Below are 14,559 nucleotides of genomic sequence, written 5' to 3'. Positions count from 1 at the left end.
AAAAATAGAAAAAACGCCTTACAATAAGGCGTTTTTTCTATTTTCTGCGTATTGATAATATCGCTTTAATGAAATTTTTGATTTGAATCCAGCGAGTTTTATAATTTCTGATTCAGGAGTTTCTTTTTTTATTAAGTTTAAAATATAGGTGTTACGAAAATGTTGTCCTGAAATTCCTTTACGTAAATTGGCTCTAGCCACTTCGAGGCGAATCATTTTTTGTATAGCAATTTCCGTTAATGCCTTTGGTGCATCATTTTCATATACCCACCTGTATGTTCCACGGTTAAAATCAAATGCGACAAACAATGAATCATCACTATGATACTTAGGACGAACTGGTTCTGGGATACTTTTGTAATAATTATATAGTTGTTTTTTGTCTTCTTTTGCTAATGTAATTGTTCTTTCTACACCTGCGGTTGCTGGGATTGACAATGTGTTAGTTTCAAAGTGAACGTGATGCATTGTTAATGCTGTAAGTTCCTGTAAGGATAAACCGTAGTCGATCAATAGATTTAAAATAGCAATATTGCGATCCATTAATAAAGGGCGCACAGGAAGTTGTTTTTCTGAAAGTCCTTCTAATGAAGTGACTATATACTTTAATCTTTTTTCTTCATCAGGTGAAATGAAATCTTCGTTACGAAGTGTACGGTCTGGTTGAATAGATATTTCCATATTCTTCAATGGATTGGGAATGTTTAGAAAGTGATGCATTCTATTTAATACAGTAAATACACGATGCATCGTTTTTTCTGAGTAATGTCGATTCGTTTTTAAATCGGAAAAGTAATCTTCGTAGTCTTTTGTACAAAGTGTAGCCCATATATTACTGGAAGGGAGCTTTTTGTTTTTTTCTAACCAATGTCCGAAGTCTTCAACGTCATAAGCATAACGTTTAATAGTTGAGGGTTTTCGGCCTTTATTCAATAAAAAAATAGAAAAGGCTTGTATTGTATCATGGAATTCCGTTGTCTCCATAGTCCCACCACCTTAATTATTTCTTATATTATAGCAAACTTTTCTGAAAATAGGCATTTACAAGGGGGACAGGAATAATAATATTTGGTGAGTGGATAAAGTGAAACTATAATCAGTGGGGATTTTGTTCATCCTCTGCGATTATTAGTTGAACCAATCGGGCATTTACGGGCGGTTATCTCCCGCTTAAATACCAAGCGTTTGCTGAATGTCGAGGTGGGAGTCTTACTGCTCGCAAATAGCGGGATAAAATGAGGTGATTGTATGGAACAATCGATGCGAAAGAAAAACAACAATCAAATTAATATTGTGTTAAACCATCGAAAGAAAATTTCTTTGCCAGCCGCAGAAAATAAAACGGTAATTTCAAATGAAACTACAATTAAACATGAAATGCTGCAGAGAATTGAAGAAGAGATGGGGAAGCTTGTTGGGATGGATGATATAAAAAAGATAATAAAAGAAATATATGCTTGGATTTATGTGAATAAAAAAAGACAAGAGAAGGGATTGAAGTCTGAGAAGCAAGTGCTTCATATGCTGTTTAAAGGGAATCCGGGTACAGGGAAGACGACTGTTGCTAGAATGATAGGAAAATTGCTGTTTGAGATGAATATTCTATCGAAAGGCCACTTGGTTGAAGCTGAACGTGCTGATCTTGTAGGAGAGTACATCGGCCATACAGCTCAAAAAACAAGAGACTTAATAAAAAAAGCAATGGGGGGTATTTTGTTTATTGATGAGGCGTATTCTTTAGCTCGAGGAGGAGAGAAGGACTTTGGAAAAGAAGCAATTGATACGCTTGTAAAACATATGGAAGATAAACAACATGGTTTTGTATTGATTTTAGCTGGATATTCAAGAGAGATGAATCACTTTCTTTCATTAAATCCAGGGCTGCAATCTCGTTTTCCATTTATTATTGAATTTGCGGATTACTCGGTAAATCAGCTATTGGAAATTGGAAAGAGAATGTATGAAGATCGTGAATATCAGTTATCAAAAGAAGCTGAATGGAAATTTAGGGATCATTTACATGCGGTGAAGTATTCGTCGCAAATTACATCGTTTAGTAATGGGCGGTATGTACGGAATATTGTTGAAAAATCAATTCGTACACAGGCGATGCGGTTGTTGCAAGAAGATACGTATGATAAAAATGATTTAATTGGAATATCGAGTATGGATTTGATGCTCGAAGAGGAGACGCACAGTACATAAACTGTGCGTCTATTTTTGTGTATAAGTTCGTTTACTCTTTTTTTGCTTTTTCTTGGTGCGCTTTATGGAAGCGTTCCATTTTAGCGCTCTTTTCGTGTGCTGAATTAGGGTCGTGTCCAAATTGTTTTACTGAACTTTTTTGAGCTCCTTTATTAACGTGGTTTGTCATTTGTATTCACCTCACTTTAAAAATTAGTATAAACATTATATAAAGAAAAAATCGTTAGAAAAGAAAAACCTCTTTACGATATGTAAAGAGGTTAGATTGCTATTTATGCATTGAACGTTCTTTCGTTTCGATACGTCTGTGCGGTAAATGCCATTTGTAATGAATAGAAACCATGCGGAAGCAAACAATTAAAATGAATAAAATGTAAAGGGCCCAATCGCTAACAATAATTTGAGCGCCAATTAAGAAACCTGCTAAAATTGTCCAAAAGGCATATACTTCAGCTCGAAGAACGAGAGGTTTTCTGCGGGCTAAAAGGTCGCGAATGATACCGCCGCCGATACCAGTTAAAACAGCTGCCACGATTGTGGCACTAATTGGTAAATTTAATTTTTGAGCATATAATGCTCCTTGTACAGCAAATGCTGATAAGCCGATAGCGTCAGTGATATTTTCCCACTTTTTCCAATGTCTAATTAACTTATTTGGAAAAAGAAAAATAATAGTCATTGATAAAAGTGCGATTTGGAATAACATGTCTTGTTGCCAAAACGCGACAATCGGATAACCGATTAATAAATTACGAAGGGCACCTCCCCCAAATGCGGTTGCCATTCCTAAAATATACACCCCGAAAATATCATAATCCTCTTCCATTGCAACAATGGCTCCGCTTAGTGCGAAAGCGATTGTGCCTATGATGCTAAAAATCTCCCATGCCATGAATTTTCTCCCCCGCTAACTAGATGAAATGTGCTTCCTCTGCTATTATATTAGAAGGTTTAAATTTCGAAAAGGATGAGTGAACATATTTGATGGAAGAAAAAGAAAAAGTCATATTAGTAGGCTGTCAATTGCCGCAAGATGATGATGAAAAATTTATGCATTCCATGAAAGAGCTTGCATCACTAGCTAAGACTGCGAGAGCGGAAGTGTTAGTTTCAACAACGCAAAAACGACCAAAGTTTCATCCGGCAACTTACATAGGTAAAGGGAAATTAGAAGAGCTTACAATACTAACTGAAGAATTAGAGCCGGATGTTATTATATTTAATAATGAATTAACGCCGAGTCAAATTCGGAATTTATCCTCAGTATTAGATGCGAGAGTAATTGATCGAACGCAACTAATACTAGATATTTTTGCGCAACGTGCGAAGTCGAGGGAAGGTAAGCTTCAAGTAGAATTAGCTCAGTTGCAATATACAATGCCACGTCTTATGGGGCAAGGGTTGTCCTTATCACGTCTTGGTGGTGGTATTGGAACGAGAGGACCGGGTGAGACGAAACTTGAGACGGATCGTCGTCATATTCGATCGCGTATTGATGAAATAAAGAAACAACTTGCAGTTGTTGTGGAACACCGAAAAAGATATCGTGAGAGAAGAAAAGACAATAAAGTATTTCAAATTTCATTAATAGGCTATACAAATGCAGGGAAATCGACACTGTTTAATAGATTAACGGAAGCTAATACGTTTGAAGAAAACCTTCTGTTTGCAACACTAGACCCAACGACGAGGAAGATGCCCTTACCTTCTGGTTATACAGTATTACTAACTGATACTGTTGGTTTTATACAAGATTTACCCACTTCATTAATTGCTGCTTTTCGTTCAACACTGGAAGAAGCGGGGGAAGCAGATATTATTTTACATGTAGTTGATTCTGCGGATCCTAACTACATAGGGCATGAAAAAACAGTAAAACGATTATTATCAGAACTTGAAATTAATCATATTCCTATTATTACGTTATATAATAAAAAAGATGAATTACATCAAAACTTTATTCCGTTTCCGAAAAGTGATTTCTTAATGACTAGTGCTTTTGAAGAAAGTGATTTATTGCGTATAAAAGAAGCGATAGAAATGAAAATGAAGAAAGAAATGGATCGTTATCGAGTAGAAATCCCTCCGAGTGAAGGTAAGTTATTAACGCTTTTAAAGACGGAAACGCTATTAGCAAAGATGGAGTTTCTGGAAGATAAATTTGTATATGATTGTGCAGGGTATATTTTTACTCATTCATCGCTTAATGTGCAATTAAAGAGATTTTTAGTGGAAGAAGGAGAAAATAAAAATGTTTGATCGTTTGAAAAATGGAGAAAAAATTGCTCCAATCGTAAAAGAAGTAGAGAATCAGATTACAGAAGTACATAAACGTGCGGATGAAGTAATTGAAAGTAATCAGTTTCGTGTATTAGAAAGTTTTCGTAAACATAAAATTAGTGACTCGCATTTTATCCCGACGACAGGTTATGGTTATGATGATATTGGCCGTGATACGTTAGAAAAAGTGTATGCTGATGTATTTGGGGCGGAAGCTGGACTTGTTCGTCTGCAAATTATTTCAGGTACTCACGCTATTTCTACAGCGTTATTCGGTATTTTACGTCCAGGAGATGAGTTATTGTACATTACTGGGAAACCGTATGATACGTTAGAGGAAATCGTTGGTGTGCGTGGGAAAGGTGTAGGTTCATTTAAAGAATATAATATTGGTTACAATGCAGTTCCGCTAACTGAAGGTGGGCTTGTTGATTTTGAAGCTGTTGCAGCAGCGATTCATAGTAATACGAAAATGATCGGTATTCAGCGCTCGAAAGGTTATGCTACTCGTCCATCGTTTACTATTTCTCAAATTAAAGAGATGATCGCGTTTGTTAAAGAAATTAAACCTGATGTTGTTGTGTTTGTAGATAATTGTTATGGGGAGTTTATTGAAGAGCAAGAGCCGTGTCATGTTGGTGCAGATTTAATGGCGGGTTCGCTTATTAAAAACCCAGGCGGGGGAATTGTAAAAACTGGTGGTTACATTGTCGGTAAAGAACAGTATGTTGAAGCGTGTGCATATCGTTTAACATCTCCGGGAATTGGTGCGGAAGCTGGAGCGTCTTTATACAGTCTGCAAGAAATGTATCAAGGGTTCTTCTTAGCGCCACATGTTGCAGGACAAGCGCTGAAAGGTGCAATTTTTACAGCTGCGTTTTTAGAAAAGTTAGGAATGAACACGTCACCAGCGTGGAATGCACCAAGAACAGACTTAATTCAATCTGTTCAATTTGATGATAAAGACCGTATGGTTGCCTTCTGCCAAGCGATTCAATATGCATCTCCAATTAATTCGCATTTTACTCCGTATGCAAACTATATGCCAGGTTATGAAGATGATGTAATTATGGCGGCGGGAACATTTATTCAAGGTGCAAGTATTGAATTGTCTGCTGATGGTCCGATTAGACCACCGTATGTTGCATATGTGCAAGGTGGATTAACGTATTCGCATGTTAAAATTGCGATTTGTTCTGCGATTGATGAATTGATTGAAAAGAATTTATTAACAATTTCTTAAAGGGGAGCTGTCGATATCGGCAGCTTTTTTCGTATAAAAGTAACGATTTCTGCGATTAGAAAAAAGAATGAAAAAATTTATAAAAAATCATGTAAGAAAAGCTAACATCTATTGACACTAAACATAACATGTTATAAAATGAGAAGCAGTTAAGGCGAAGGAGGAACTGAAAAATGAAAGAAGATAGACGTTCTGCCCCGCTGTTTCCAATTGGTATTGTTATGGATTTAACACAATTGTCTGCACGTCAAATTCGCTACTATGAAGAGCATAATCTTGTTTCTCCAACCCGTACAAAGGGGAATCGTAGATTATTTTCATTTAACGATGTAGATAAGTTGTTAGAGATTAAAGATTTGTTAGATCAAGGCTTGAATATGGCTGGTATTAAGCAAGTGTTACTAATGAAAGAAAATCAAACAGAAGCAGTGAAAGTAAAAGAAGAAACGAAAGAAATTTCAAAAACTGAGCTTCGCAAAATACTTCGAGATGAATTACAACATACAGGTAGATTCAATCGAACTTCATTGCGACAAGGTGACATTTCAAGATTTTTTCACTAAAGATAACTGATTCTGAAGGCGATTAGAGGGACTAAGGAGGAATTTATAATGTCTAGATACACAAAAGAAGATATTTTCCGTTTGGCGAAAGAAGAGAATGTAAAGTATATCCGTTTACAATTTACGGACCTTTTAGGGGTAATTAAAAACGTAGAGATTCCAGTGAGACAATTAACGAAAGCTCTTGATAACAAAATGATGTTTGATGGATCTTCGATTGAAGGTTTCGTACGTATTGAAGAATCTGATATGTATTTATATCCTGATTTAGACACTTGGGTAATTTTCCCTTGGACAGCTGAAAAAGGTAAAGTAGCTCGACTAATCTGTGATATTTACAATGCAGATGGCACTCCATTTGATGGAGACCCACGTAACAACTTAAAACGTGTGTTAAAAGAAATGGAAGCTTTAGGATTTTCAGACTTCAATCTTGGACCAGAGCCAGAATTCTTCCTATTTAAGGTTGATGAAAAAGGAAATCCAACATTAGAATTAAACGATAACGGTGGATACTTCGACCTTGCGCCGATGGATCTAGGGGAAAACTGTCGTCGTGATATCGTTCTTGAACTTGAAGAAATGGGATTTGAAATTGAAGCATCTCACCATGAGGTTGCTCCAGGGCAGCATGAAATTGACTTTAAATATGCAAATGCAATTCGCTCATGTGATGACATTCAAACATTCAAACTTGTTGTAAAAACAATTGCTCGTAAACATGGTTTACACGCAACATTTATGCCGAAACCACTATACGGTGTGAACGGTTCAGGTATGCACTGTAACTTATCATTATTTAAAAATGGTGAGAACGTATTCTTTGATGCAAACGGTGACTTACAACTAAGTGATGATGCTCGTCACTTCATCGCAGGTATTTTAAAACATGCACCAGCATTTACAGCGATAGCAAATCCAACTGTAAACTCATATAAACGTCTAGTACCTGGATATGAAGCGCCTTGTTACGTAGCATGGTCTGCACAAAACCGTAGCCCGTTAGTACGTATCCCTGCATCTCGTGGTATTAGTACACGCGTAGAAGTACGTAGTGTTGACCCAGCTGCAAACCCATATTTAGTAATGGCTACATTATTAGCTGCAGGTCTTGATGGAATTAAAAACAAATTAACTCCACCAGCTGCAGTAGACCGTAACATCTATGTAATGACAAAAGAAGAGCGCGAAGAAGCAGGTATCGTTGACTTACCAGCAACATTAGCGCAAGCGTTAGTTACATTACAATCTAATGAAGTAGTATGCGGTGCACTAGGAGAACACTTACTTGAGCACTTCATCGAAGCGAAAGAGATTGAGTGGGATATCTTTAGAACACAAGTTCACCAATGGGAACGCGATCAATATATGTCTCTTTACTAAGAGGCTTGAACCCTTGATACAACTCGTATCAAGGGTTTTTTAATTCCCTATTATTACAATTTTATATGGTTGCAAAATGAAAAACAGCCACATAAAAGCCAATAATTAATAATAAGTAGTGATATCATAGAAAAACATTATCAGATAAATGTAAGTTTTATATAATTTGTGAAATGAAAAAGCCTTGATACTACGGTATCAGGGCTTTTTTAGTGAAGTTATTGGATATGTTAACTACTAGATAATGGATTGTTTTTGGTTATTTTGAATCATGTTACTAAGAAAATCTTTTCAAAAGAATTGATCTTATCTTTTTTAATCACTTGTGCTAAAACTTAATAATTCTTTACTGCCTTGTACAACGCGAGCGATGATTTTTATGTCCTCATCTGCAAGGCTATAAGTTTGTGGCTTGTGAATCAGATTATTACTCAATGATATTAACGTAATGATGCTCAGTTATAACACAGTCTTATTCAGAATTTCGTTAGTTCATTTTCTAAATTTAGGGAATAAATATAGCTTAGTACCTTGCAATAAACAATACTAAGTGGTATATTATGGATAAATCAGGTACCGTGTATTGAACAGTACTAAGATAGGGAAGGAGGATGGCACTTGAACGTTCAGTTTAAAAAAGGTGTGCTTGAACTTTGTGTATTAGCACTTGTAAAACGTAAAGATAGTTACGGTTATGAACTTGTTCAGCAAATCTCTAATAAATTTTTAATATCGGAAGGATCAGTATATCCTTTGTTACGTCGTTTGACGAAAGAAGGGTATTTTCAAACGTATTTAAAGGAATCTACGGAAGGGCCACCTCGTAAATATTATCAATTAACAGAGCGAGGGGAGACGCAATTTCATTTGTTAGTAACAGAATGGCGTGATTTTGCGAAAGGGGTACAAGAAATTATTGAAGGGGTGGAATGGGATGAGTAAAGAAGGGTTTCTTAAAGAATTATCAAGTTATCTTAGAAAGTTACCAGAGGAAGAGAGGCAAGATATTTTATTGGATTATGAAGAGCACTTTCAGTTTGGACTAGAAGAGGGGAAAACTGAATCAGAAATAATTCAGGGCCTTGGTTCTCCGAAAGTAATCGCAAAAGAGTTACTTGCGATGTATCGCTTCGATGAAATGAAAAAAAATCCATCGACTTCAAATGTGACAAGAGCTGTTATGGCAGCGATTGGACTTAGTTTGTTTAATTTTATTATTGTGTTAGGCCCGTTAGTCGCAATTGTTGCTTTTATATTTTCTTTTTGGATTGGTGGTATTGCTAGTGTAGTAACACCATTTTTCGTTATTGGAAAAGTATTTATGGGTACTTTTATATGGTTGGATCTTTTCGTTAGTATAACGTTTGTTGGAGTAGGTTTATTGTTATGTATTATCGCTTTTTATAGTACAAAGTGGTTTAAGAGATTGTGTGTACGATATGTAATATGGAACTTCAAAATGATAAAAGGAGAGTAAATGATGAAAAAACTATTTTTAATCGCTATCGCTTGTATCATTATTGGAGTAATAGGAATTTCCCAAACATATGAAAAAGCAGTACAAACTGCTGAAAAAGGCGATAAAGAAGATGTAATTAAAAACGAAACATTAAAAAATATAGAAGTTAAGTTAGATGCCGGAGATATTGTTATCCAAAAATCTCCTGATTCTTCTTTTTATGTAAAGCAATCAGGAGATGTACGTAAACAAGAGATTCGTATTGCAGAAGATGGTGACACATTAAAAATTATTGGAGAAAGAGAAAAAGGTGCTTCATTTGATTTTTCTTTTTATGATTTTAGGTTTCAAACGTCTAAATTGACTCTCCTTGTGCCTGAACGCTCTTATCAAGATGTAAAAGTAAATTCATCTGCTGGACAAATCGAAATGAGTGATGTGAAAAGTGATAGCGTAAGTGTTAGAACACTTGCTGGAGAAGTAGAGTTGAAACAAGTAACGGCTAAGAATGTGGAGGGATCGACAAAAGCTGGTGAGGTGAACTTTAAGAAGGTATTAGGGAAAGTGACCGCAAAAACAACAAGTGGGGAAATAAATATTCAAGATCATGATTCCAAGTATAATCTAGAAGCAAGTTCAACTGCGGGAGATATAGATATTACTTTATCGGAAAAACCACAAGATGCGGTAATTACTGGGCAAAGTGCTGCCGGAGATGTAACAATTTTTAATGAAGAAAATAATAACGTAACAATTGGCAATGGTAGTAAAAAGATTAGCGGTAAAACGGCTGCGGGAGATGTGACGATTGAAACTCGTTAATAAGAAATAGAATGTATGGAAATCTATCAAAATACAAAAAAGAAGATAATTACCGTATATAAATAAGGTAATTATCTTCTTTTTATTATTTTTAATGTAAATCACGATATACGCCAATTACTTTCCCGATAACTGACACTTGTTTTAAAATGATAGGTTCTAATGAAGAGTTTTCTGGTTGTAGACGGAAATGGTCTTTTTCTTTATAGAAACGTTTAACAGTTGCTTCGTTATCTTCTGTTAAAGCGACTACAATTTCACCATTATATGCAGACTGTTGTTGGCGAACAACAACTAAATCTCCATCGAAAATACCAGCTTCAATCATACTATCTCCAGAAATACGTAACATGAACACTTGGTCTGCTCCAGCAACAATACTAGCTGGAAGTGGGAAATGTTCCTCTACGCTTTCGACCGCTGTAATTGGTAAACCGGCAGTAACTTTTCCGACAATTGGAACTTGAATAACAGATTGTGTTTCCGTATCCATTCGGTCTTCACCTAAAATTTCAATGGCACGTGGTTTTGTTGGATCGCGTCGAATGTATCCTTTTTCTTCTAATCGTGATAAATGTCCGTGCACTGTAGAACTAGAAGCGAGGCCGACTGCTTGACCAATTTCACGTACGGAAGGTGGATATCCTTTTTCTTGTACTTTTAGCTTAATAAAGTCGAGAATGTCTTGCTGGCGTTTCGTTAACTTTTCCATGTTTTCTAACACCTCGTTTTCTTTCATTTTTCTTATTAATAAGTATAACATGTGAAAAAACATTCTACAAACATAAGTTCGAACAAATGGCGGATTTATGTTACACTATAGGGAAATAATAGGGAGAAAGAGGGGTTCAAAATGAATGCAATTATTTATGCACGTGTGAGTACAACGAAAGAAGCGCAAGAAACATCATTATTACGTCAAAAAGATGAATTATTGCATTTAGCTGAGCGCTATCAAATGAATGTTACTAAGGTGATTGAAGAGCAGGCTAGTGGATATACAATTGAACGTGACGGTATATTAGAGGTGCTGGATACAATTCGAGACGAACAAATTGATGTGTTACTTATACAAGATGAAACGCGCCTTGGTAGAGGAAATGCGAAGATCGCATTAATGCATTGTTTACATAAAGAAGGCATAAAAGTATATACGCATACACATAATGGTGAATTACAATTGTCGGATTCTGATTCGATGGTATTAGATATTATTGGTATCGTTGAAGAATATCAAAGAAAGATTCATAATTTGAAAATTAAACGAGGTATGCAACGTGCAGTAGAAAAAGGTTATCGTCCAGAAAATAATTTAAAAAATCGTCATTTAAGTGTAGGAAGAGAGAAAAAAGAAGTGCCAATTGAGGAAATTGTACGTTTGCGAAAAAGTGAACTCACGTTTGAAGAAATTGCAGCAACATTACGTGGATTTGGTCATAATGTTTCAAAGGCGACTGTACATCGTAGATATGTAGAGTATACGAAGCAATTGCTTGATAAAGAAGAGTAACTATTGTATGATAATAATCAGTTTTGATTAGAAGGGGGATTCGAGATGATTAATCACGAACTCGTTGAACGCATTAACTTCTTAGCGAAAAAAGCAAAAGCTGAAGGTTTAACTGAAGAAGAGCAACGTGAGCGTCAATCGCTACGTGAACAATATTTAAAAGGATTTCGTCAAAATATGTTAAACGAACTTAAAGGAATTAAAGTTGTTAACGAAGAAGGTACAGATGTTACACCGACGAAATTAAAAGCTTTAAAAAAGCAAGATAATGCAAAATTAAATTAAAAGATGGGCGAAGCCCATCTTTTTTTATTTGTAAAAATCGTTATTTAATAACTTTCCAGTTGTTATTAACTGTTGCTTCTATCGTTTTATGTTCCAATATATAATTAGCGATAAGTTCAGACATATCTGTGGGTATATCTTTTACTACCGGTTTGTTTTGAAACATAAAGAAATTTCCCCCGCCACTTGCACGATAATTATTCATTACAACTTCATATTCTTCATTCGTATTAAGAGGAGCACTGTTATGCTGTAAAGATTCTACTCTTTCACCAATTGGTTTTGAAATGTTTAATACATATGAAATCCCTTCCCACATATCATAATTATAATGTTGTGGTTTTGGTTCTATGTAGGTAGGACTTACGATGATGGATCCATCTGTTTTTAATGTGAAATAAGAAGCAGAGAGTTCAAGAGCGGCTTTTATATCAGCTCCAGTTATTCTAATTACTTTTAATGTGTTTGGATAAATATAATTAGAAACGATGTCACGCATTGTTACATGTTCCGGGAAACCTGGAGATGTATTATGGAACAAACTTGTACAAGAAATTGATACCTTAGCTATATCCATCTGTATTTTATTTATGAATTCGATAAAAGGATGATCGTGCAAACGAGTTTGCATAGCATCTGAAATTTGCATGTCCCCCTGAATGATTCCAATAGGTTGATCAAGCCACTTTTGTGTTTTCTCTTCGTAATCGGCTACCAATGAAAGTACATCTTGGTCCGCTTCAATTCCTTGTACAGATAATAATTCAGAAGAGCTCTCTTTTTTTACCCATTTACGTTTCGTTTTTTCGAATGTTACTTTTACTTTGCCGACTGAGTGTCCATTGCATCCGGTCTGTAAAATTGTTACACCGTTAGCCATTGTGTGAGAAATTTCTCGGTGTTGATGACCTGTTAGTAAAAGATCTATGCCTTCAATTTCATGGCACATTGCATATCCTTGGTTTTCACCTGTTAACACTTCAGTAGGTTCCCCGGTTTGTAAATCTTTTTCAAATCCACCGTGATAGGCTACGACTAATAAATCGGGTTTCTCATGTTCGCGAATATAAGAAACCCATTTTTTTGTAGTCTTTAATGCATCTTCAAATAGTAAATCTTTAATGTGATGGGCCTGTTCCCAATTTGGGATGTAATGTGTTGTTACCCCTAAAATAGCGATTTTTATATTGGATTCAATCTGTTTGATTAAATAAGGTTTTCCGAAATAAGGTTTGTTTATGTTTTTATCTAATATGTTTGCTGATAGGTACGGGAAGTTCGCAGTAGTCACAGCATTATTTAATATATTCATCCCGTAATTAAATTCATGATTGCCGATAATTGCAGCGTCATATTGTAAGTAATTCGCTAATAAGGACATTGGATTTTTTTTGTTTTTTTCGTATGTAACGTAATGATAAGTAAATGGTGTTCCTTGAATAAAGTCGCCATTATCAATTAAAAGAACGTTTGTATTTTGGGAACGTTCTTTTTTTATAAGAGTAGAAATTTTAGCTAAACCAAGTTCTGCTGGGGAGTTATCTTGGTAGTGAATAGGATAAACAGTGCCATGTATATCGCTTGTTAATAAGATGTTTAAAGTTACAGTTTGATTTTGTTCCAATATGACTCACCTTTTCTATTGTTATCTTCCAATTAATCATATCAAATATGTGAAGTGAATTTTGATGTGAATGTATAGAATGTGTAAAGATTCTGTAAATAACCAATTGTGTATCAAAATATGTGATATATTTCTTCATGTTTACGGAAGGTTATTTTATAACAAGAAAAATGGAGGCATTAATATGTTGAAAAAAGTTTTTGCAATGAGTACAACAGTTGTACTAGCGGCCGGATTATTAAGTGGCTGCGGGACGAAAGAGTCCAGTGCAAGTAAAAATGAAGATACGAAAAAAGGTTATGTACCAAAGACCTTAAATGTTCAATTTGTTCCTTCTCAAAATGCGGATACGTTAGAGGCAAAGGCAAAACCATTGGAAAAGCTATTAAGCGATAAATTAAATATTCCGGTAAAAGTTAGTATTTCAACGAACTACAATACAATTGTAGAAGCGATGGCATCTAAACAAGTAGATGTAGGATTTTTACCGCCAACAGCGTACGTATTAGCACATGAAAAGAAGGCTGCAAATGTAATTTTACAAGCACAACGTTTTGGAGTAGAGGATGAAACAGGAGCTCCTACAAAAGATTTAGTAGATTATTATAAATCTGAGTTTGTTGTTAAAAAAGACTCTAATATAAATAGTGTAAAAGATTTAAAAGGTAAAAAGATTGGTTATCAAGACGTAACATCATCAGCAGGGTATGTATGGCCTGCAGCTGTTCTATTAAAAGAGGGAATTGATCCGTTAAAAGATGTGAAACCTGTTACATTAAAAGGTCACGATCAGTCGCTTATTGCTCTTTTAAATGGTGACGTAGATGCAGCTGTTGTATTCCAAGATGCTCGTAATATTGTAAAAAAAGATTATCCGAATATATTCGAGCAAACGAAAATAGTGAAATTTACGGAGAAAATTCCAAACGATACGATTTCGGTACGTTCTGATTTAGATGAAGAGTGGAGCAAGAAATTACAGGATGCTTTCATTGAAATTGGAAAAAATGAGGAAGGCCGTAAAATCATTAAAGAAGTATATTCTCATGAAGGATATATTAAATCTGATGATAGTAAATTTGATATTGTTCGTGAATATGGAAAGACAGTGAAGACGCAATAATACATAGTGAAATGGCGGCTAGCTGGAAGGTGTGAGATTTCAGTTAGTTTGCCGTTTTTTAG

16 protein-coding genes are annotated in these 14,559 nt (G+C 35.3%); 11 read left to right on the top strand and 5 right to left on the bottom strand.

What is annotated here, in order from left to right; all coding sequences use genetic code 11:
• Window positions 1-18: 18 nt before the first annotated feature.
• Complete coding sequence (locus MHH27_RS18880) at window positions 19-984, bottom strand: tyrosine-type recombinase/integrase (RefSeq protein ID WP_098235285.1); 966 nt, start codon at window positions 982-984, stop codon at window positions 19-21.
• 264 nt (window positions 985-1,248) lie between these two features.
• On the opposite strand from MHH27_RS18880, the gene spoVK reads away from it, so the two are divergent.
• Window positions 1,249-2,205: a stage V sporulation protein K gene (gene spoVK, locus MHH27_RS18875; RefSeq protein WP_000438177.1), complete on the top strand. Its 957-nt coding sequence runs from the start codon at window positions 1,249-1,251 to the stop codon at window positions 2,203-2,205.
• Between the two features lie 31 nt (window positions 2,206-2,236).
• On the opposite strand, the gene MHH27_RS18870 is transcribed toward spoVK, so the two are convergent.
• Both MHH27_RS18870 and MHH27_RS18865 read right to left on the bottom strand, forming a co-directional pair.
• Entirely contained in the window at window positions 2,237-2,374 is a 138-nt protein-coding gene (locus tag MHH27_RS18870; protein WP_176543114.1) for a hypothetical protein, read from the bottom strand.
• 99 nt (window positions 2,375-2,473) lie between these two features.
• Window positions 2,474-3,097: a trimeric intracellular cation channel family protein gene (locus MHH27_RS18865; RefSeq protein ID WP_000312267.1), complete on the bottom strand. Its 624-nt coding sequence runs from the start codon at window positions 3,095-3,097 to the stop codon at window positions 2,474-2,476.
• A 92-nt stretch (window positions 3,098-3,189) separates the two neighbouring features.
• Here MHH27_RS18865 and hflX point away from each other — a divergent pair, with 92 nt between their 5' ends.
• The 7 genes from hflX (at window position 3,190) to MHH27_RS18830 (ending at window position 9,955) form a co-directional block, all read left to right on the top strand.
• Entirely contained in the window at window positions 3,190-4,464 is a 1,275-nt protein-coding gene (hflX, locus tag MHH27_RS18860; protein ID WP_141548289.1) for a GTPase HflX, read from the top strand.
• A complete protein-coding gene (locus MHH27_RS18855; protein ID WP_098250916.1) occupies window positions 4,457-5,728 on the top strand; it encodes a methionine gamma-lyase family protein in 1,272 nt (423 codons plus the stop codon). The genes hflX and MHH27_RS18855 overlap by 8 nt, the downstream gene beginning before the upstream one ends.
• A gap of 173 nt (window positions 5,729-5,901) precedes the next feature.
• A complete protein-coding gene (gene glnR / locus MHH27_RS18850; RefSeq protein ID WP_000656783.1) occupies window positions 5,902-6,291 on the top strand; it encodes a transcriptional repressor GlnR in 390 nt (129 codons plus the stop codon).
• A 48-nt stretch (window positions 6,292-6,339) separates the two neighbouring features.
• Window positions 6,340-7,674: a type I glutamate--ammonia ligase gene (gene glnA, locus MHH27_RS18845; protein WP_000092763.1), complete on the top strand. Its 1,335-nt coding sequence runs from the start codon at window positions 6,340-6,342 to the stop codon at window positions 7,672-7,674.
• A 618-nt stretch (window positions 7,675-8,292) separates the two neighbouring features.
• A complete protein-coding gene (locus tag MHH27_RS18840) occupies window positions 8,293-8,616 on the top strand; it encodes a PadR family transcriptional regulator (protein ID WP_001102632.1) in 324 nt (107 codons plus the stop codon).
• The gene (locus MHH27_RS18835; RefSeq protein ID WP_000031386.1) at window positions 8,609-9,151 is read left to right on the top strand and encodes a DUF1700 domain-containing protein; all 543 of its coding nucleotides are present in this window, start codon (window positions 8,609-8,611) and stop codon (window positions 9,149-9,151) included. Before MHH27_RS18840 ends, MHH27_RS18835 begins: the two co-directional genes overlap by 8 nt.
• Window positions 9,152-9,955, top strand: a complete 804-nt coding sequence (locus tag MHH27_RS18830) for a DUF4097 family beta strand repeat-containing protein (RefSeq protein WP_001986547.1) — start codon at window positions 9,152-9,154, stop codon at window positions 9,953-9,955.
• Between the two features lie 91 nt (window positions 9,956-10,046).
• On the opposite strand, the gene lexA is transcribed toward MHH27_RS18830, so the two are convergent.
• Window positions 10,047-10,667 (bottom strand): transcriptional repressor LexA, encoded by a 621-nt coding sequence (lexA, locus tag MHH27_RS18825; RefSeq protein WP_000413738.1) that lies wholly within the window; start codon window positions 10,665-10,667, stop codon window positions 10,047-10,049.
• A 141-nt stretch (window positions 10,668-10,808) separates the two neighbouring features.
• Here lexA and MHH27_RS18820 point away from each other — a divergent pair, with 141 nt between their 5' ends.
• Window positions 10,809-11,465 (top strand): YneB family resolvase-like protein, encoded by a 657-nt coding sequence (locus MHH27_RS18820; protein ID WP_000991471.1) that lies wholly within the window; start codon window positions 10,809-10,811, stop codon window positions 11,463-11,465.
• A 45-nt stretch (window positions 11,466-11,510) separates the two neighbouring features.
• The gene (locus tag MHH27_RS18815; protein WP_000607015.1) at window positions 11,511-11,750 is read left to right on the top strand and encodes a DUF896 domain-containing protein; all 240 of its coding nucleotides are present in this window, start codon (window positions 11,511-11,513) and stop codon (window positions 11,748-11,750) included.
• Window positions 11,751-11,790: 40 nt separating this feature from the next.
• On the opposite strand, the gene MHH27_RS18810 is transcribed toward MHH27_RS18815, so the two are convergent.
• Entirely contained in the window at window positions 11,791-13,374 is a 1,584-nt protein-coding gene (locus MHH27_RS18810; protein ID WP_090977337.1) for a bifunctional metallophosphatase/5'-nucleotidase, read from the bottom strand.
• 184 nt (window positions 13,375-13,558) lie between these two features.
• Here MHH27_RS18810 and MHH27_RS18805 point away from each other — a divergent pair, with 184 nt between their 5' ends.
• The gene (locus MHH27_RS18805) at window positions 13,559-14,497 is read left to right on the top strand and encodes a phosphate/phosphite/phosphonate ABC transporter substrate-binding protein (protein ID WP_000915066.1); all 939 of its coding nucleotides are present in this window, start codon (window positions 13,559-13,561) and stop codon (window positions 14,495-14,497) included.
• Window positions 14,498-14,559: the final 62 nt, after the last annotated feature.

Origin of the sequence: Bacillus sp. FSL L8-0152 (assembly GCF_038006365.1) — a bacterium.
Classification (GTDB): Bacteria; Bacillota; Bacilli; order Bacillales; family Bacillaceae_G; genus Bacillus_A; species Bacillus_A cereus.
Note: the sequence above shows the minus strand (reverse complement) of the source record. Positions and strands in the feature narration are given on the sequence as shown.